Origin of the sequence: Pseudomonas sp. TH31 (assembly GCF_016650815.1) — a bacterium.
Lineage (GTDB): Bacteria > Pseudomonadota > Gammaproteobacteria > Pseudomonadales > Pseudomonadaceae > Aquipseudomonas.
Genome location: NZ_JAEKEZ010000015.1, coordinates 1 through 17,481, shown reverse-complemented (window position 1 = coordinate 17,481; position 17,481 = coordinate 1). Strand labels below are relative to the sequence as shown.

General features: G+C 54.7%; 17 protein-coding genes and 2 pseudogenes. 5 read left to right on the top strand and 14 right to left on the bottom strand.

Features of this window, described 5'->3' with window-relative positions:
* Nucleotides 1–20 precede the first annotated feature (20 nt).
* The 10 genes from JFV26_RS12460 to JFV26_RS12415 all read right to left on the bottom strand — a co-directional run bounded on the left by JFV26_RS12460 (nucleotide 21) and on the right by JFV26_RS12415 (nucleotide 10,099).
* Nucleotides 21–749 carry a hypothetical protein gene (locus tag JFV26_RS12460; protein WP_201192687.1) on the bottom strand — a complete coding sequence of 243 codons (729 nt, stop codon included), beginning with the start codon at nucleotides 747–749 and terminating at the stop codon, nucleotides 21–23.
* Between the two features lie 141 nt (nucleotides 750–890).
* Entirely contained in the window at nucleotides 891–1,247 is a 357-nt protein-coding gene (locus JFV26_RS12455) for a DUF6572 domain-containing protein (RefSeq protein ID WP_201192684.1), read from the bottom strand.
* Nucleotides 1,248–1,257: 10 nt separating this feature from the next.
* Nucleotides 1,258–2,448: an S-type pyocin domain-containing protein gene (locus JFV26_RS12450; RefSeq protein WP_201192681.1), complete on the bottom strand. Its 1,191-nt coding sequence runs from the start codon at nucleotides 2,446–2,448 to the stop codon at nucleotides 1,258–1,260.
* A 697-nt stretch (nucleotides 2,449–3,145) separates the two neighbouring features.
* Nucleotides 3,146–4,030, bottom strand: a complete 885-nt coding sequence (locus JFV26_RS12445) for a hypothetical protein (RefSeq protein ID WP_201192678.1) — start codon at nucleotides 4,028–4,030, stop codon at nucleotides 3,146–3,148.
* A 43-nt stretch (nucleotides 4,031–4,073) separates the two neighbouring features.
* Nucleotides 4,074–4,289: a hypothetical protein gene (locus JFV26_RS12440; protein ID WP_201192674.1), complete on the bottom strand. Its 216-nt coding sequence runs from the start codon at nucleotides 4,287–4,289 to the stop codon at nucleotides 4,074–4,076.
* A gap of 711 nt (nucleotides 4,290–5,000) precedes the next feature.
* Nucleotides 5,001–6,341 carry an ATP-dependent nuclease gene (locus tag JFV26_RS12435; RefSeq protein WP_201192671.1) on the bottom strand — a complete coding sequence of 447 codons (1,341 nt, stop codon included), beginning with the start codon at nucleotides 6,339–6,341 and terminating at the stop codon, nucleotides 5,001–5,003.
* A complete protein-coding gene (locus JFV26_RS12430) occupies nucleotides 6,302–6,880 on the bottom strand; it encodes an AAA family ATPase (protein ID WP_201192669.1) in 579 nt (192 codons plus the stop codon). Before JFV26_RS12430 ends, JFV26_RS12435 begins: the two co-directional genes overlap by 40 nt.
* A gap of 326 nt (nucleotides 6,881–7,206) precedes the next feature.
* Nucleotides 7,207–7,416 (bottom strand): hypothetical protein, encoded by a 210-nt coding sequence (locus tag JFV26_RS12425; protein WP_201193141.1) that lies wholly within the window; start codon nucleotides 7,414–7,416, stop codon nucleotides 7,207–7,209.
* 555 nt (nucleotides 7,417–7,971) lie between these two features.
* Nucleotides 7,972–9,120, bottom strand: coding sequence for an L-threonine dehydrogenase (yiaY, locus tag JFV26_RS12420; protein WP_201192666.1), 1,149 nt, complete (start codon nucleotides 9,118–9,120; stop codon nucleotides 7,972–7,974).
* A gap of 286 nt (nucleotides 9,121–9,406) precedes the next feature.
* Nucleotides 9,407–10,099, bottom strand: a complete 693-nt coding sequence (locus tag JFV26_RS12415) for a murein L,D-transpeptidase catalytic domain family protein (RefSeq protein WP_201192664.1) — start codon at nucleotides 10,097–10,099, stop codon at nucleotides 9,407–9,409.
* A 77-nt stretch (nucleotides 10,100–10,176) separates the two neighbouring features.
* On the opposite strand from JFV26_RS12415, the gene JFV26_RS12410 reads away from it, so the two are divergent.
* Nucleotides 10,177–11,910 carry a L,D-transpeptidase family protein gene (locus JFV26_RS12410; protein ID WP_201192661.1) on the top strand — a complete coding sequence of 578 codons (1,734 nt, stop codon included), beginning with the start codon at nucleotides 10,177–10,179 and terminating at the stop codon, nucleotides 11,908–11,910.
* 111 nt (nucleotides 11,911–12,021) lie between these two features.
* Here the strand turns inward: JFV26_RS12410 and JFV26_RS12405 are convergent, their stop codons facing one another.
* Together JFV26_RS12405 and JFV26_RS12400 are read right to left on the bottom strand one after the other, a co-directional pair.
* On the bottom strand, nucleotides 12,022–12,765 hold the full coding sequence (locus JFV26_RS12405) for an anti-sigma factor family protein (RefSeq protein ID WP_201192658.1): 744 nt from the start codon (nucleotides 12,763–12,765) through the stop codon (nucleotides 12,022–12,024).
* Complete coding sequence (locus JFV26_RS12400) at nucleotides 12,758–13,270, bottom strand: sigma-70 family RNA polymerase sigma factor (protein ID WP_201192655.1); 513 nt, start codon at nucleotides 13,268–13,270, stop codon at nucleotides 12,758–12,760. Before JFV26_RS12400 ends, JFV26_RS12405 begins: the two co-directional genes overlap by 8 nt.
* Before the next feature lie 154 nt (nucleotides 13,271–13,424).
* Here JFV26_RS12400 and JFV26_RS12395 point away from each other — a divergent pair, with 154 nt between their 5' ends.
* Nucleotides 13,425–14,396 carry a metallophosphoesterase family protein gene (locus tag JFV26_RS12395; protein ID WP_201192652.1) on the top strand — a complete coding sequence of 324 codons (972 nt, stop codon included), beginning with the start codon at nucleotides 13,425–13,427 and terminating at the stop codon, nucleotides 14,394–14,396.
* Between the two features lie 14 nt (nucleotides 14,397–14,410).
* The gene (locus JFV26_RS12390; RefSeq protein ID WP_201192649.1) at nucleotides 14,411–14,719 is read left to right on the top strand and encodes a cupredoxin domain-containing protein; all 309 of its coding nucleotides are present in this window, start codon (nucleotides 14,411–14,413) and stop codon (nucleotides 14,717–14,719) included.
* Nucleotides 14,720–14,800: 81 nt separating this feature from the next.
* Here the strand turns inward: JFV26_RS12390 and JFV26_RS12385 are convergent, their stop codons facing one another.
* Nucleotides 14,801–15,286 (bottom strand): hypothetical protein, encoded by a 486-nt coding sequence (locus tag JFV26_RS12385; RefSeq protein WP_201192647.1) that lies wholly within the window; start codon nucleotides 15,284–15,286, stop codon nucleotides 14,801–14,803.
* A gap of 159 nt (nucleotides 15,287–15,445) precedes the next feature.
* Here JFV26_RS12385 and JFV26_RS12380 point away from each other — a divergent pair.
* Nucleotides 15,446–16,113, top strand: a pseudogene (locus JFV26_RS12380) (ribonuclease T2).
* Nucleotides 16,114–16,312: 199 nt separating this feature from the next.
* On the opposite strand, the gene JFV26_RS12375 reads toward JFV26_RS12380, so the two are convergent.
* The gene (locus tag JFV26_RS12375; RefSeq protein WP_201192643.1) at nucleotides 16,313–16,954 is read right to left on the bottom strand and encodes an HAD family hydrolase; all 642 of its coding nucleotides are present in this window, start codon (nucleotides 16,952–16,954) and stop codon (nucleotides 16,313–16,315) included.
* A 160-nt stretch (nucleotides 16,955–17,114) separates the two neighbouring features.
* Between JFV26_RS12375 and JFV26_RS12370 the strand changes: the two are divergent.
* Nucleotides 17,115–17,481 (top strand): annotated as a pseudogene (locus JFV26_RS12370) (diguanylate cyclase); the annotation flags it as partial.

Here is a 17,481-nt window from a genome sequence, read left to right as displayed (position 1 = left end):
CTCGTCCTCACGTGGTGCTTTCAGCGTAGACCAGGGACTGTCTGCTTCGTTACAAACCCCTTGCCGCCGCAAGTCGGGCAATCGTCGCGTTGGCCGAAGCAATCAAGACAGGTCGGGCATGTATGAAACCTGGCCAGGTCGAGAAGAGGGCGTGCTTTTTCGAACGTGCGTAAATTGTGGCTCTCCCGGGCGACTTGGGCGGTGTCGACCAGGGCACGGTACAGGTCGGGATCCTCGATCGGCTCGTAAGTGACGCCATCGACAACTCGCTGAGTCTCGACGAGGTCGCACACCGTTCCGTCAGGCATGGTCAATGTGAGGCCGGTAATTCTGGCAATTGCTTTGGAGGCCTTGAACACAAGGTTTGCCCCGTCGCCATCTGGATAAATTTTGCCGTCGTAGGTAGTCCGGCCAGGGGCTGCGAGTGAGCTCGCGAAGTGGAAAATTGAACGACCAATACGTCCAAATAGTTCGGGTTTCCCGTGCGCCACAACGTCATAGGAAGAGGCGCCACAGTAGCGTGGCGGCGAATCATGCAGTTCCTCGACGACGTGCCAATAGGCGGCGTTCGCCAGTTCATCCAAGTCGAATTGCTCAAGCTTGTCGATCAAGCCTTCGGTGGCTAGGACCTTGCTCATGGAGTGAAGGGTCTGGCGATACGCCTCCGGGTTTTGAATTCGGAAAGAGGGGTTGTCGAGGGTCGAGCGCCACTGCTGAAGTCTCAGCGCTTTTGCCTGGTCGAAATTCATGGGCCTGATTCGCTGTACAAATACTGGTTTTATGTACAGTAATTCAGGCGCGCGATTGTGGCGAGATTTTGGCGACGAACAGCATCATTTAGGCGTCCTGAATACACTCATCGCGCCAGGTGCAGTCAAATGTTCCCTCGGTCACATGTTGCGAATCTCTTCATTCGCATCAAGCACGAACTCAAACCCGATACCCACTTCCTTTAGTGTCTGTGCAACGCGGTCTAAGAAGAACTCGCCTTGCTCTGGCAGCTCATACAAGCCGTTGATGCGAATGATGGGGTGCTTCCCAAGTGCATTAGGGATCTTGGTGTAGATCTCGCCGCTCTCGATGAATGCAACGTAGGTATTGAGCTTGTCTTGAAGCAGTTGCAGGTGTTCGCCTTGCTCAGTTTCCCCGCCCCATTCGAGGTGGTCAGAGATATACAACACCACGTTGTCAGGTTCCCAAACCGGGATCGCCCAGATATCAATCACCTGTGGATTTGTAATGGACATGTCTGCTCCCTCAGGGTTCTGGTCGAACAATTTCGACTTTAGTTGGTGGAATTACGGTGCCCCCGGGAAAGCCGGGTTTCCCTTTGCCTACAACGATTGCACCGCTTTCTTCGATCTCTGGATACGCAAGTTTTTGGTTGCGAGTCAGTGGTGCTGTATCCGACGATTTGCATTCGACGCAGGAAATCTTGCCGTCTGCATCCCGCCCTAGAAAATCAAACCTCGTGCGTACTCCGCTTTTGGTCTCGGCCGTCACTTCTTTGCCCACTTCGGGTGTTGATTCACGTAGCTCGCGTTCCTTGTAGTCCTCAAAGGCCTTGCCCTTCGCCTTGTTCTTCTCAAACTGCGTACTGAGCACAATGTAGATTGGCTCAATGCCCGAGTCAGGGAACCAGATAATTGCATCTTGGAACTCAGGGGGATGCGCAGGGTTCGCCAACACCGTGTCAGATTGTGCAGTCGGCGGATACACCCACACCGGTGGTAACGGTGGGGCGCCTTCCAGTGCGGGAATACCCAGCACACCGTCAGGGCTTGCCGCTGGCGTCCAAGTGAGCCCAATCCCGTTGCCGATGTCAGCAACGAATTTATCGCCATCTTTCTTGCCCTCGATGACGGGGACATTTTCCCATTCCGCTTTACCGCCCGTGTAGAAGCCGTATGCGTTGACGGAGCCGTCCGGCAAAGTCTTTACGTTGACGCGTACACGTGTGCGGCCAGCTTCAAGCGTTGCGTATTGATCGTTGGTGTAGAAGGCGCTGTCGGGCGAAATGCTGGTGTTCGGTATCAGCATTCCGATAGTGCCCATTACGAAGCCAGCACCAACAACGCCTGATCCTTCCAGCAGCCTCAGTGATAGCTTTCCGCCAAGACGTTGAGCAATTGCACTGCCAGTAGCAGACCCGCCTACCAGTTGTAGTGGGGTGCCTTGGGTGGTAATAGCGGCGCCGGTGCCAAGCACGGCCCACAGTCCGTAGTCGGCCAATTTCTCAACGGGCACAAACCCGGCTGGGTTGTTGTGATTGATTACACCGTCAGGAAGGTTGCAGCTCTTGGCAAACACACAGCCCATGGTGTCGGGCTTGTCTTCTGGTTCCGGTGCCAGGTCTTTGTATTCCGCCCAACGCTGGGCGTGGGTATCGACAGGCTCGCCGCCGCTATAGCTATAGCCTTTCGGCGGGTTGGGTACATAACCGCTCATGCAGCGTCCTTGTTCGTCCTTGGAGGTTCCCGGCCTGAGGCGGGGGCAGAATGACGTTAACGGGAAGCACAAGCGCTGGCTGTAGGACAATTTCTGTTAGCAGCGCTGATTTCCCTGTTCCATGTCATTGCAGAGAGCGGATGGTAACCGCACTAGCATGAGGGTTTGAATGGTGGCCTTTTGCGCACTAGCGGCCATCGTTACGAAAGTTGGCTTCTGGCTGATTGCAATCGTCATCGCGGGCCGGGCAAAGGGAGAGTGGCGGAGTGGTGATCATGACTTGGGAACCCTCAACGCTGCGAAGGCTGTTCTGATGTGGCTGGTCGATGTTCAGGTTTGTTGCGGAGAGGGGTGAGGCTCGTCGAAGCGCTGGTGTCTGTTTCTATTCGTTCGGAGTCTTGGAGAAACAGACACCTGAACAGACACCAAGTTGAAGCGGGTAAGGCTGGAGGCCTTGAAAACAGTGGAGCGGGTGAAGGGAATCGAACCCTCGTTATCAGCTTGGGAAGCCGATTACGATCTGTGTTTCAGTTCCAGTGTAGGAAGGGCTGGTTCGTTCTGATCTGCTACCTCATTCGAATTAACGTCTGCACTGCAAATGACAGACTATGTATAAATGCTCACGCCCAGGTTTGAAAATTTGTCTGCGAGACTAACAGCTTTGATTTGCGATTTGGCGTTGTTAACGAGTAGCCATTCAAATGAAATATTGTCCACTGTTGCGGAGTTCAGTTAGCCTCATTTCTACTCGTTTTCGAGTGTTTTCAAAGCGCTTTGAGTTTTCTGGTATCTGTTCTGTCATGAAATAGATGTCAAAGTACTTGTTGGGTAGAACTTTTCTGTTGTGTTTGCGGAGCTGTCTAAGTATGGCTCCGATACTAAGATGGTTACCATTTTTCTTTAGTGTTCGAAACATTTCTTTCGCGCGCTTTTGCGAAGCCTCCTTATTACAATGCTCTTTGACATACCCCGTTATCATATTTTCGAACCATAGCTCCGCTGGTTCCGAAAGCCATCTCCCATGACTCAAACGACATTGTGATATCGCTCGAACGGCAGATCCCATGTCGTTATCGTTGAAAAGTGCAGAATAGAAAGCCCGGAAACCGCCCATTACCTCTGCCACGTCAACACGCTCGGTAGGGGCAACTAGGCACCAACAGGGGGATGGTTGTATTGCTTCCATTTGCCCAAGAAAATGAGCACCAAAACAAGCTGAAAAGACCGCCAATAAATTGAATTTACTGGCTATATTTAATGGGCGAAGCGCTTCGGATACACTCTCCCAACTGAGAGTGCTGCTATTCTCAAACTCCAAACCATCAAGTGGGTCCCCATGGCATTCTACATGAAGGAGGGGAATGGTGCCGGCAGTTGCATCTTGAGTTAGCTGGTGCAATATTTCTAAAAATTGACCCGCGTGCCCGCAGCTTATTATCTCAATCGGTACATCATAGGATTCATTATCAGTGCCAAGCGAAGCTAAAAATTCGAATAGTATTTTTCCTGTTTCGACTTCCTCACGCTCTAAGGATTGAATTATTACGATTTTGGTGTAAGTGAAACCGACTAACGGTGTCATATAAAATAGTACCAATACTATAGGTTGGAGGCGTATCAATCTGTTAGTTAATTTCCAGTCTCTTCAATCGCGCGAGGCCTTGTTTTATGTGGCCTTCGTTTTCACTGGTCGTGCACAGAGCTCCGCGAATGTTGTCCCCTACCTCGGCCAATCCCTTTTTCTCGACTTGCAGCGTGAGCTCCATCATCGCAGCCTCCAGCACAAGCTGGTTTTGATACATTCTTTCCAACAAATCTGATAAAGAATATTCACTTGGCATTTGCTTCGACTCCGTTCTGATCAGTCCCAGCATAGCAGTGAGGAGCGAAGCTATCGCGTGCTTAAAATTTTCTTGGAACTTCGCACGGTATTCGATCTTCGATGTTTGTGAGCCAAGAGGCCGGGCTGGTGAAAAAAATTTGGGAAGTGCTGTCTACACTGGGATGTTTGGCCCCATCAAAGTCTGATGGCCGCGTACCGCGTTCGCCGGCGAAATCTGCTTAGGGCTTTGTTTCGCGAGGCGAGCAGTGTGCCCACCCGGGGCCTGCTTAGAATAAAGGCTTAGGGCAGAATTAGGGCAGATTCAGGGCCGCCATAGACCGTATGAGGCCCATTGAAAAATGACAAAAGTATCGTAATCGCTGGGCAGAAGCGGTCCACAGATCTACTGGAAGGGGTTCGAATCCCTATCCATACCTTCGTCTATCACCGGAAATACCGAGCGACCGCATTCGACCCAGGCTGTGTGAAAATGCATGCACCGTTTCAACGTCTGTATTGCTCCGTAAAGTTTTCTAGCATTTGGTTAATCAGCAGACCCGAAACTTAGGTAGGAACGCGATTTTCGTTTCGGATCTGACTGTCGAACTTGTTGTTAAACGTTACACAGCCTGGGCCTAAGCGACCGTTCAACCCAGGAGTTAGCTTCGGCCAGAAGCCGCCAGTGAGAGCGGTAGCAATCGTATCATCATGCCTATTAAAGCGGGGTTGCTCATAGGGCTGGTAGTTTGTCTCTGATTGTCTTAGTGAGGTTTTCATTAATAGAGACCTCGAATGGGAATGTATTTCGTTGAAATAAAGGTGAGTTTATAGAAACACGAATCCTCAGCTCGTCCAAACTTGAACAATTATCCAGGTTAAAGATGCTAGCATCTGGCTGGAAGCTTCTAGCCCGAGAGTTCAATTCTGATGAAGGTGTAGCAGTCTCCATGAATTGAAAGATCGCCCCTAGCATTCCACCCAGTCGCTCCCGTAAAAACAGGTTTTCATCAACTGGTTGGATTGGCGCTGCGGCCTCTATCGCTCTTATGATATCGGAATAATTTGTTTGAAACTTGCCGAATGGAGCGTCCTCGAATGATTCGGCCTCCAAAGCTGCTGCATCAATTTTTGATATATTATTATTAGTACTCCTGTAATAATCTTCTACTGTGCCTTTTTGCAAAATGAAGCATCCAGCGGCTTCCAGAGTTTCAAATAGTACCGCAAAGCGTTTTTTTATAGCAACAAAGTCAGACGAGCCTGTGAGAGCGTCTAGGTCTTCACCTCCATTGCTCATTAAAAATGCCAATGTTGCTCGCCGGCGAACCTGGTCAGTGTGTTCACCCTCCCTACACTGCTCCCAATAAGGATGTGTGCTCACTCGTGATTGTATAGCGCTCCAGTGACTTTGTACGATGCCGGAAAACTTCGAGCGAATTGCGTAATCAAGCTCAATGAGGGTGTTATGACCCACGGCTAGTGCCGCGTCTTTGGCCTCAGGCCTAGTACTAAACTTGTTTACTAAAACGTTTGAATCCGTTAGTGCGTCCAAATCTGCTAAAACAAAGACTCGTTTTCCCATCATTTCGAACAGTTTTATTGCATCGACAAATTCAGACTTCCCGATAACGGGCACTATCTGAGTATTTGCCGCTAATAGAGGGTGCTGTAACGCTCTAGCTAATTGGCTGGTAATTATTTCATCACTAGGACCTTCGACTAACAGAACATTTCTTGCAAAAAAGGCTAGGCGATGAGTTGCGGTCAGCCGGGCAATTAGTGCTTTTAGCTTCACATTATTTAGCTCGCCGGAGCCAATCGCGATCTGGATTGGAGGCGTATTTTGGTCGTTAAAGAACACCATGCTTGGAAGATCAGAGGCAGAACGGAGTGCCAATATATTAGGTGAGTGCGTGGCAATTATAACGAGTTTTTTACCTGGCTCAGTTAACGGGTTACCTGCAACAGCTTGTAGTTCCTGCATAATAAAGGCTTGGTACTGTGGATGTAATGAAATTTCTGGCTCATCGATTAATAGTGCGCCAACTTCTTCGTTATAGATAGCTGCCAAAAGGGGGCAAGCTGAAGAACACCGCTCGCTTCATTATTTGCCAGGTATGTGGCTCCGCCATTATTTGGCACAATACGAATTTCTAATCCGCTTTGCCCCCAAGTTAGTTGAATTGACCTTGACAGGAATGCTTGTAGGCGAGCTTGAACTTTAAGGCGGAGGTCGGCCCTTTGCTCGAGTACTAAATAGTCGCCTGTAAGGCTTTCGTAGTTGTACCAATGTGATGAGTAAGATGCATTCCCAACATAGGTTGGATTGTCATCAGAATTATGGGGGTTATCAGATCTAGCTCTGAATCGCTCTAGCGGGCTAGCCCGCCCAGCTGATAGATAACGGACCTTCGATGCGGTACAGTTAGAAAGATGGTTTGGAAGCGCAGATTTTAGCCCGCGAAGCACTTGGGTTTTACCAGCGCCGTTCGGTCCAACCAAGACCGTTAGACCGGAAGCAATAGTAATCGAAGGCTTATGGCCGTTAAAAAGATAGCTTTCTGTCTGAACTTCGATATTTATAGCGAGAGGAACTACTATATCATTCACGAGTACGCATCCGTTAATGTGGAAAATTAGTTAATTTCACGACTTTAACCGAACTTCTCCAAGAGAGATTTTCTTCAGGTCTCCGCGCTGCCATTCGACCGTCCTGCTCATACCAATCAAACTCTTTCTGGATCTTGCTATGGCTAGCTGAGTAGTTCTATTTATTAACCTAACAATAATCAATTTAACAGCTTGATTTTCTAGCATCCCATGCGAGCGCCATGATGGCGCTAATAGTAGCGCCTCGTCGGTATATACAATAATGCAATTAGAATCGCCCCTTTATCATATACGCATCCCCAATGACCGATTTTGGCCGATAGCAGTCAATACGGTGTCATCAGTACCGCGATCGTCATCTTGATGAATTCTTCGTTGCTGTCGATAGCCGCCAGGGCGCCGCGAACGTTGTCGGCAACCTCGGCTGAACCACGCTGCTCAACCCAATTTGAGAGTTCCAAAATTCCGGCTTCCAAGGCGAGCTGATTTTCATTGATTTTATACAGCAGGGAAGGGAGCAGGTCTGTATTTGGCATCGCGATTCCTCCGTGAAAAGGAAAGCGTAGCAGCTTGAAAAACTTCATGGATCGGGCGGATTCATGGAGGTTGGGCGCCAATGCACCAAGGTATTTGACAGTAGCGACAGTGCTCGGGATTGGAGCCGAAAACGGTTGCTTAAAATTTGCTACAGGAGGTAAGAGAGGAGGCAGAATTTAATGAAGGGAGAATATTGCTGGTACGAAATTGGTACGGAGGTTTTTTGGCCATCATCTGGGCCTTTATTTTCTGACGTGTGGTGAGAAGTCAGTCCAATCCATCATCGGGGCGACGGAGAAGCGGCAGGAGAGCGGGGCGGGGGCGACGGTGACTGGGGGCATTAGAGGGGGCTGGAGTGGGTAGGGCTGAAAGGCGGGGGTTATCAGGATTGGGGTTGTGGGGCTCAAGTGAGTCTTGGCTGCTGAAGCACATGGGGTAAATAAATCTGTCCCGGTTTTTTGTCCGGTTTTTGGATCGTTGAGATCCTGAAGAAATCCGGATCGAAATTGAACGCCTGGTACCCGGTCAGTTGCCTGGCGTTCATTGCGTCGTAATCACATGGCTGCGTGGAAAATCTCTTCGATCTGCGCCTGTTCTGCGGGTCGAGGGTTAGTGAAACCGCAGGCGTCTTTCATGGCATTGGCCGCCAGTACTGGAATGTCATCTGCCTTGACTCCCAATTCAGCCAAGCCACTCGGAATGCCGATATCCGAAGACAATTTACGGATGGCGGCAATGGCTGCCGCAGCGCCTTGTTCGTGGTCAAGGTGTTGGGTATCAAGCCCCATCGCCTTTGCTACGTCATTGAGGAGAACCGGGCAAACGCTGGCGTTGAAGCTCTCGACGTGAGGCAGCAGGATCGCGTTGCAGACACCGTGCGGCAGGTCATAGAACCCACCCAGTTGGTGTGCCATGGCGTGCACGTAGCCAAGGGAGGCATTGTTGAACGCCATCCCGGCCAAAAACTGTGCATAGGCCATGTTTTCCCGCGCCTGCATGTTGCCGCCGTCGGTAACCGCGTCGCGCAGATTGGCAGAGATCAATTCCACGGCCTTGAGCGCGCAGGCATCGGTAATTGGCGTGGCTGCGGTTGAAACGTAGGCTTCGATGGCATGGGTCAAGGCATCCATGCCGGTGGCGGCGGTCAGGCCTTTAGGCATACCGGCCATCAATGAGGGGTCGTTAACCGACAGCAGGGGTGTCACGTTACGGTCGACGATGGCCATTTTCACGTGGCGGGTTTCGTCGGTGATGATACAAAAGCGGGTCATCTCACTGGCTGTGCCCGCCGTGGTATTGATGGCAATCAGTGGCATTTGTGGCTTGGCAGATTGATCGACACCTTCATAGTCACTGATATGTCCGCCATTGGTGGCACACAAGGCGATGCCCTTGGCACAGTCATGGGGAGAGCCCCCACCCAGGGAGATGATGAAGTCGGCGCGGCTGAGCTTGAGTTGCTCCAGACCTTTTTCGACGTTGCCAACAGTCGGATTTGGCTTGGCACCATCGAATATGGTCGCGTTGATGTCCTGAGCTGAAAGCAGTTTGGCGACGTTGTCCGCGACCCCGGCTTTTGCCAGCCCGGCGTCGGTTACGATAAGTGCATGACGAAAGCCATATTTGCGAATAGCGTCCATGGCTTCATCAAGACTGCCTATGCCCATCATGTTTACGGATGGGATGAAGAACGTGCTGCTCATGATTAGCCCTCACTTTAGTGGTTGCTGGCCTGGGCGGCCGGCGGTGCACTGATCAATAGGGATTCATCCTAGGAGTGAGGGAGTGAGGGTTAAATAGTCCTTTAGGTCGGGCAGAGGGGGTCATTGGTTGTAATGGCTCGATACAGACGCAGGGAAGAGCACTTGACGGGGAAGGCTAGCGAGCGCTGCCTTTGAGCAGGCTGAGGCGGGGATTACGGTTTTGTCGGTTTGCCGGGTTCAGGCATGGAGGGGGCGAGCCAATGCGCTCGCCCATTTCCAGGCACGGTTACGGCTTTGAGACATCCGCCACCGTCGCACCACCGCAATTCACAATTGCTGATTTCGTCAGCCAGCGTTGATCCGGGTAATAAGAAAACAACAACTGCCCATCTTTCATCGAGTCGATCAGCCGATGCGCAATCGCCGGCCGTACTGCCGGGCATCCCAGGCTGCGACCGATCCGGCCATTGATACGCGCCAGTTTAGGGCTGACATACGGCGCGCCATGAATCACGATGGCCCGGTCAAACGCATTATCGTTAAACCCAGGCTCCAATCCTTCCATCCGCAACGAATAACCGTTGTGCCCCAGATAACTCGATTGGGTCCGGTACAAGCCAAGGCTGGAGGCGTTGCTTTCATTTTGATTGGAGAACTCGCTGGCCATGTTTTCGCCGCTGTTGCGACCGTGTGCCACCAGTTCATGAAACAGCAACTTGCGCTTCTTTAAATCGAACACCCAGAGGCGTTGTTCGGTCGAAGGCAATGAGTAATCGATAACGGCGAGTCGTTGCGCCGGGGCTGCACCTCTGGCGATGCGGCATTGCGTGGCACGTACGGCCAGGTTTATGACGTTGGCGTTAGCGCCAGGAGCCGCTTTGGCGAGGGCGGCGGCAAGAGAATCGGCGTACGCTGCTGGTATTGACGTTGCCGCCAACAGCAGGGCCGAGCATAGAAAGCCAAAGCGGGTTAGCGCCATAGAGATGTCTCATCAAGTTATTTCGAGTTTAGCAGCGCTTTCGCCAAGTGTTGAACGCAGGAGATTAAGGATTATCCATGGGGCAACTTTCAAGGTTATTCGTCATAAGCCACGTCTTTATTATGGTCTTTCTGATCAGCGGCGATGTGCTCGCTGAAACTTCGCCAATTGCGCCGCAAACTGCGCCGATCAGCATGATCGAGGCCATACCCGACGACAACGTCGCCCAAGAGATTCACGCGGTGCTGGAACCGTTGATCACGGCGTTCCCGCCGCTGATGACTCGCCCGCGGCATCAACGGATAGACGTTAACCGTGTGGTCCTGGATTTCTACACCCATCGCCAGTTTCGGGCGGCCTGGACCCACCCGGATGACGTTGCCCAATTGTTGAAAAGCCTCAAGGACACGCAGATCGATGGGCTGGAGCCTGCGGATTTCCGTATCGATGATCTGGCCATGGCCCAGGCGTCGATGCAGAACACGGCGCCAACGCCTGCACAGCAAGCTGCCTTCGACCTCGCGGCAACCCGCACTTACATCACCGCACTGCTGCAATTGCGCCGGGGCAAAGTGGATCCTTCGCGGTTGGACATGCATTGGAACTTTGACCTTGCCGGCGTCGACCCCCGAGCCGATGTGAATACCTTCTTCATCGCACTGGACACCCATGATGTCGCCCGCGCCTTCGCGCAGGCACCGCCGCAAGAAGCGGTGTATGGCGGCTTGCGTGAGGCGTTGGCGCAGTTGCGCAAAGTCCGTGACAGAGGCGGCTGGCCGAAGGTTGCCGCCGGGCAGAAGCTTACGCCGGGGATGGACGACCCTGCCGTCGGGCAGCTGCGCGCCCGCCTGGTGGCGGGGGGGTATCTGGAACCGCAAAAAGGCAAGCGCACCGATTACGATGGCGCGGTGATCGCGGCGGTGAAGAAGTATCAAACCGAGCAATACCTGGGGGCGGACGGCGTGGCCGGGGTGACGACCCTCGCTGCGTTGAACGTGCCGGTACAGGCGCGTATCGATCAGGTGCGGGTCAACATGGAGCGGGCGCGCTGGCTGCTTTACAAGCTGCAAGGTACGTTCGTTATTGTCGATATCGCCGGTTATAAGGTGGCGCTGTACCGCGACGGCCAGCCCATCTGGCGTTCCCGGGTGCAGGTTGGTAAACCGTTTCGCAGCACGCCGATCTTTCAGGCCGAGATTACCTACGTCACGTTCAACCCCACCTGGACGGTGCCGCCGACGATTCTGAAAGAAGACGTCTTGCCGAAGATTTTGAGTAACCCCAACTACCTCAGCGCCAACCGTATTCGTCCGTATGATCGGGAAGGGAAGATGCTCGATCCGTCGACCGTCGACTGGAGCAACCCACGCGGCATCACCTTGCGCCAGGATGCAGGGCCGGAAAACTCATTGGGCCAGGTGGTCATCCGCTTCCCCAATGACTATGCGATTTACCTGCACGACACGCCGCACCGCGATCTGTTTGCCAAGAATGTCCGCGCCACCAGTTCGGGCTGTATTCGAGTGGAGAATCCGTTGCAACTGGTGGAGTTGCTGTTCAACGATCCAGTGCGCTGGAACAGCGCCGGGATTCAAAAGCAACTGGCCAACGGGAAAACCGAGAACATCCGGCTGCCGGTGAAAGTGCCGGTGTTGTTGGCGTACTGGACGGTAGACATGGGCAGTAGCGGGCGGGTGGCGTTCAAGCCGGACGTGTATGGCTACGATGATCCGGTGCTCAAGGCGCTGAATTTGCCTGCGAAGTTGCCTGCGCTGGATTTGCAGGCCGCGAACGGGCAAGCCAAACCATAAAACCCTGTAGGAGCTGCCGAAGGCTGCGATCTTTTGATTTTTGTTTTTAAGATCAAGATCAAAAGATTGCAGCCTTCGGCAGCTCCTACGTGGGCAGCGTTAACAGTTCATTCAGACGCCTTTCCTGAGCAACTGGCTGAACGCCTCCAGTTCACTCTTTTCCACATCCGACACCATCACAAACCGCATGTGGTTCGCCTGCCAGGACACAACATTGAAGCCGCGAATCGATTGGCTTATCGGCGGTTTATCGCTCTCGGTCGTCGGCAAGATGAAGACATTGATGATGTGCTTCGCTCGGCCATAACTCAGCGCCGCCGTGGCCTGGTGTTGCAGATAATCCAGCCGCCCGCCCAGTAGCGGAAACCCCTGCGCCGAGTAGTCGAACACCGGTGGCGAGAAGTCGAGTTTGCCGGTGAACCAGGGCTTTACGGTATGGCGGTCGGACGACACCACATCGTTTAGATGTTCACCCATCAATGACCGCACATGGCTGGAGACGGCTTCGTCCATCAACGGTTGTTGGCTGCCAGGCGTCGCCACATAAAGCACCAGCGCCAAGGCCAGCGCCGCCGTTGAAAAGGCTGGTGCGAACCAATTTCGCCAGCGTCCGACGGTGCTGGTCCTTGGCGCTACGGGGGCAAACACGCTGGCGGTCAATGACGCCGGTGCCGAGTAATACGGTGCGTGCCGTTTGACGCTGGCCACCAACAACCTCACCTGATCATGCAACTGCCTGCACTCGGCACACTCGGCCAAATGCCCGGCTACTTTCGCAGTCGTTGTCGGATCCAGTTCCTTGTCCAGGTAGCCATGAATCAGCACCTGGCAAGCCGTGCAGTTGAGGTCAGTCATGGCTATGCAACTTCAATAGTTCGAGCTTGAGCATGGCGCGGGCGCGGGCCAGTCTCGACATGACAGTGCCGATGGGGATGTCGACCACCAGGGCGATGTCCTTGTAGGGCATGTCTTCGAGTTCCTTCAGAACAATGACCTCGCGAAAAATCGGCGGCAGGGCACACAGGGCTTGCTGGACCAGTGCCGCGTTTTCCGTGTGGATAGCCAGCAACTCCGGGCTTTGACTATGGCCCAACGCCGCGTCGTCTTCAGGCAGTTCATCGCCGATGGCGACCCAGCGGTGGCCGGCCGAGGCCTTGAGCCAGGTGTAGCTTTCGTTACGCACGATGGTCAGGAACCAGGCCTTGGCGTTGCCGTCGGCGAAACGATGCAAGAACCTGAAAGCGCGCAGGGCGCTTTCCTGCACGACATCGCGCGCGGCGCTGTCGTTGCCGGTGAGCCAGCGCGCGAGGTTGTAGGCGGCGTCCATGTGGGGCGCAAACAGCTCCTCAAATCGCTTCATAGTGGTTTCCGCACCGTCCCACCCCCTTAACTGTATTGCGTTGCGATTTATTCCCGGAAAAAAACTTATTTTCCGACACGGAATAAAGACTCGCCTTGCTCGGTTGTATCTCCTGTCAGCTACATCACTGTAGTCCGCCAGCGAGGGCATACCGATGGACATTCACTCAAAATACGAACGGCGCACCGACGGTCCGCTCAACCCCGACCGCAGGACGCTGCTCAAGTGCTCCGCGTGGGCCGGGGCCGGCGTGATCTGGGCCTTGAGCGGCGGCATTCCGCGGGCCTTTGCGCTGGACGAGGCCGGCAACGCCTCCGACCCCAAGGCGCTGGCCGCGAGCACGTTCCACTTTGTGCAGATCAGCGACTCGCACATCGGCTTCAACAAAGAGGCCAACCCGGAACCGCTGAAAACCCTGCAGGTGGCGATCGACAAGGTCATCGCGCTGCCGAAACGCCTGTCGCTGATCCTGCACACCGGCGACATCACCCACCTGTCGAAGCCGGAAGAATTCGACACCGCCGCGCAGCTGCTCAAGGGCCTGCCGTCCACGATTCACTACGTGCCGGGCGAGCACGATACCCTCGACGAGGGCGGCGGCAAGCTCTACCTCGAGCGCTACGGCAAAGGCACCAAGGGCAATGGCTGGTACAGCTTCGATGACCACGGCGTGCATTTCATCGCGCTGGTGAATGTCTTCAACTTCCAGGCCGGCCATGAAGCGACCCTCGGCGCCGATCAACTGGCGTGGTTGGCCGACGACTTGCGCGCCGTGACCACCAGTACGCCCGTTGTGGTGTTTACCCATATTCCGTTGTGGACGATTTATCAGCCGTGGGGCTGGGGTACCGAGGACGGCGATCAGGCGATTGCGATGTTGCGCAAGTACGGTTCGGTGACGGTATTGAACGGGCACATTCATCAGGTCATCCAGAAGGTCGAGGGCAACATCACCTTCCACACCGCCCGCGGCACGGCTTATCCGCAGCCCGCACCGGGCGCGGCGCCGGCACCGGGGCCGATGACGGTGGCGGCTGATCAATTGCGCAACTATCTGGGGATCACCGATGTACGAGCGACACAGGGCGAGCATCCGCTGGCGCTGATCGATTCGACACTGGTTTAGGGGAGGGTTATGAGATGAAAACGCGACTGTTGGCCGTGGTTTGCCTGATGCTGTCGATGCCGGTGTGGGCGGCGGAAGTGAAGGTCGATATCAAGGAGTTCATGTTCGGCCCCAAGGACTTGACCGTGGCGGTGGGCACCAAAGTGACGTGGGTGAATGACGACCAGATCCCCCACACTGTGGCGGAAACTCACAAGGTGTTCCGCTCGGGAGCGCTGGACACCAATGACAGCTTTTCCTACGTGTTCAACACGCCGGGGGAGTTTGAATATTTCTGTGTGCTGCACCCGCAGATGATCGGCAAGATTGTGGTCAGCCAATAAACAGGCGGCCCAGGCTTTGTGATCACTGCTGAACCCCTGTGGGAGCGAGCAAGCTCGCTCCCACAGGGAGTGTGCAGGGGATCAGAGATCCAGCCCTTCCTGTATCACCGACAGCAGGTTCACTTCCGTCAGTGCCACTGCATCCGGTTGTTGCCCTGATTGCTCGATCGACTGCAACCACCATTGCGTTTCGCCGTGTTCGTTTACGGTTCGCAGCAGGGGGATTTCTTTGCCTTTGAAGTGAATCTCGACACGCCCCGCGCCGTCAGCGGTGAAGCGCACGATTGGGATCAAGGTGATGTGGCGGTGATTGCCTTCGATCACCAGTTGGTCGATGGCGTAGGCGTAAGTCGCGCCGTCGGGGTGACGCTCGAACACATGGGTGGGGTTTCGGCGGATGCTCAGGCCGGCCTCCAGCAGCGGCTTCAACCAGGCTTCGATCTGGTGATACATTGCGTAAACCTGGCTGGGCCAACTGTCGATCGCCTGATCGGTGCTGGTGCTCGCATCCGCGCTGGTTAGTCGGTGTTCTCTCAGTTTTGCGGCGAGCTCGTCTGCCTTACTCATTTCGGTTCCCTGTCGTGATGTAAGTGTGATCGTAGCCCTTTCAAGGTAATGCACGTTTTGCCCTGCGTCATGCGCTTGCAACACAAGCGTGACAAAACCTTCCGTTGGCCGTGCTTCGGCCAGGCATCAAATCCGTCACTGTCCCCATGGAGTGGGTATATGAAGAAGCTTTACGCCGCCATCGCAATCCTTGCGATTACCTTCGGCAACATCGGCCTGAGCTCGGCTCGGCAATCACACCAAGGCAAAGCCCCGACCGAGTCGGTGGCGGGGGTGTTCGATTACTACCTGCTGACGCTGTCCTGGTCTCCGACGTTCTGCCTGACTCACAAAGACGACACGCAATGCTCCGGCAAAGGCTACGGCTTTGTGCTTCACGGCCTCTGGCCGCAATACGCCAAGGGTGGCTGGCCGGAGTCGTGCCCGCCGATGGTGGCGTTGTCGCCGGCCGAGCAGAAGCAAGGGCTGACGCTGTTCCCGACGCCCAAGCTGCTGGACCATGAATGGTCCAGGCACGGCACCTGCAGTGGTCTCGGCGCCTCGGGTTATCTGGACCTGGCGGACAAGGCCGTCGGTGTGGTGAAAATCCCCGAGCAGTTGCAACCCTTCAGCACCAGCACCCATTACTTCCAGGCCCAGGAAATCGTCGACCTGTTCCGTCAGAGCAATCCGGGATTGCCGCGGACGGCATCGCGGTGATCTGCAATGGCCCGCAGTTGTCGGAAGTGCGGGTGTGCCTGGGCAAGGACCTGGGGTTTGGCGCGTGCGGGAAAGGTGTGAAGACTCAGTGCCGTGACGGCGATATTCGGGTACCACCGTCGCGCTGAAATCGGTCAGTTAAAACGCAGTACCTGTGGGAGCGAGCCTGCTCGCGATAGCGGACGACCAGGCACACACGTGTTGAATGTAAAACCGTCATCGCGAGCAGGCTCACTCCCACAGTTGATCTTCAGTGGACACGGATTTTATGTACGGCACCGATCCATTGTGGGAGCGAGCCTGCTCGCGAATGGGGTATCCCCGATTTCAGCCTGCGTTGACCGGCAACCCCAGCGCCACCAAATCCTTGCGCAACTGCGCCGCGTCGAAGAACTGGACGGCGTGAAACCCCTCGCGCCTGGCCCCTTCAATGTTCGGCCGGTGATCATCAATGAACACCGCCCGAGTGCTATCCACGTCGTAGCGTGACGCCAGCAACTGGAAGATCTCCGGTGAAGGCTTGATCACACCCTCGACGCCCGACACCAGAATCCCCTCGAATCGCTGCAAAAACTCGAAACGCTCCAGGGCAATCGGGAAGGTTTCGGCGGACCAGTTGGTCAGCGCCAGCAGCCGGATGCCGTTGGCGTGCAGTTCATCGAGGAGCGCCACGGTGTCCTCGATGGCGCCGCCGAGCATTTCTTCCCAGCGTTCGCGGTAGGCGCGGATCAGCGCTTCCTGATTCGGATGCCGGGCGATGGCTTCCTCGATCGCTTCCTGCCAGGTCCGGCCCTGGTCTTGTTGTTCGTTCCAGGCGGTGTGGCAAACCTCTGCCAGGAAGGTTTCCATGGCCTTTACGTCGTCACCGAACAACTTTTTGTAAAGGTTTCTGGGGTTCCAGCGGATAAGTACATTACCGAGATCGAAAACGGCAGTATTGATGGCGGTTGGGTGCGGGTGGGCAGTCATGTTTTTTCCTCCTTGGGCACACTTGTCGGGACAGGGCTTGAGGCCTGTGATCCTAGCAGAGACGGTTTTACCATTGGCCCCTGACGCCCCCGTAGACTAAGCTCACAAAAAATAAGGGCTTTTGGCCTTTCGCCCGCGCCGTGCCCTCCAGGAAGCACTTTTGCCGATCCCCATTCATGACTTGCACCACGCTCCCGGTGCCCTGAAACGCCTGCCTCTGCTCAAGGCTGCAGTGCTGTTTATCGCAGCGGTGTGCCTATGTCTGTGCGGCTTGCTGTACCTGCAACTGGAGCAGTCACGCCGCCATGACCTGGCCCTGGCGCAAGTCGCATCATCTAACCTCACCCGGGCGATGGCTCAGCAGGCTGAAGACACGTTTACCCAGGCCGATCTGGTGCTGACCAGTCTTGTGGACTGGATTCAGGCCGATGGTTTCGACGGTGAACAGACGCCGCGCCTGCAGAAAACCTTCGCCCGACGGGTGCAGGCGCTGCACCAGTTGCACGGGATTTTTCTGTTCGACAAAC

Excerpts from the sequence above, each read along its gene's own strand:
- JFV26_RS12395 (WP_201192652.1), top strand. The coding sequence starts at position 13,425 with ATGGACATTCACTCAAAATACGAACGGCGCACCGACGGTCCGCTCAAC.
- JFV26_RS12460 (WP_201192687.1), bottom strand. The coding sequence starts at position 749 with ATGAATTTCGACCAGGCAAAAGCGCTGAGACTTCAGCAGTGGCGCTCG.
- JFV26_RS12415 (WP_201192664.1), bottom strand. The coding sequence starts at position 10,099 with ATGGCGCTAACCCGCTTTGGCTTTCTATGCTCGGCCCTGCTGTTGGCG.
- yiaY (WP_201192666.1), bottom strand. The coding sequence starts at position 9,120 with ATGAGCAGCACGTTCTTCATCCCATCCGTAAACATGATGGGCATAGGC.
- JFV26_RS12390 (WP_201192649.1), top strand. The coding sequence starts at position 14,411 with ATGAAAACGCGACTGTTGGCCGTGGTTTGCCTGATGCTGTCGATGCCG.
- JFV26_RS12410 (WP_201192661.1), top strand. The coding sequence starts at position 10,177 with ATGGGGCAACTTTCAAGGTTATTCGTCATAAGCCACGTCTTTATTATG.
- JFV26_RS12425 (WP_201193141.1), bottom strand. The coding sequence starts at position 7,416 with ATGCCAAATACAGACCTGCTCCCTTCCCTGCTGTATAAAATCAATGAA.
- JFV26_RS12385 (WP_201192647.1), bottom strand. The coding sequence starts at position 15,286 with ATGAGTAAGGCAGACGAGCTCGCCGCAAAACTGAGAGAACACCGACTA.
- JFV26_RS12445 (WP_201192678.1), bottom strand. The coding sequence starts at position 4,030 with ATGACACCGTTAGTCGGTTTCACTTACACCAAAATCGTAATAATTCAA.
- JFV26_RS12440 (WP_201192674.1), bottom strand. The coding sequence starts at position 4,289 with ATGCCAAGTGAATATTCTTTATCAGATTTGTTGGAAAGAATGTATCAA.
- JFV26_RS12450 (WP_201192681.1), bottom strand. The coding sequence starts at position 2,448 with ATGAGCGGTTATGTACCCAACCCGCCGAAAGGCTATAGCTATAGCGGC.
- JFV26_RS12455 (WP_201192684.1), bottom strand. The coding sequence starts at position 1,247 with ATGTCCATTACAAATCCACAGGTGATTGATATCTGGGCGATCCCGGTT.
- JFV26_RS12400 (WP_201192655.1), bottom strand. The coding sequence starts at position 13,270 with ATGAAGCGATTTGAGGAGCTGTTTGCGCCCCACATGGACGCCGCCTAC.
- JFV26_RS12375 (WP_201192643.1), bottom strand. The coding sequence starts at position 16,954 with ATGACTGCCCACCCGCACCCAACCGCCATCAATACTGCCGTTTTCGAT.
- JFV26_RS12405 (WP_201192658.1), bottom strand. The coding sequence starts at position 12,765 with ATGACTGACCTCAACTGCACGGCTTGCCAGGTGCTGATTCATGGCTAC.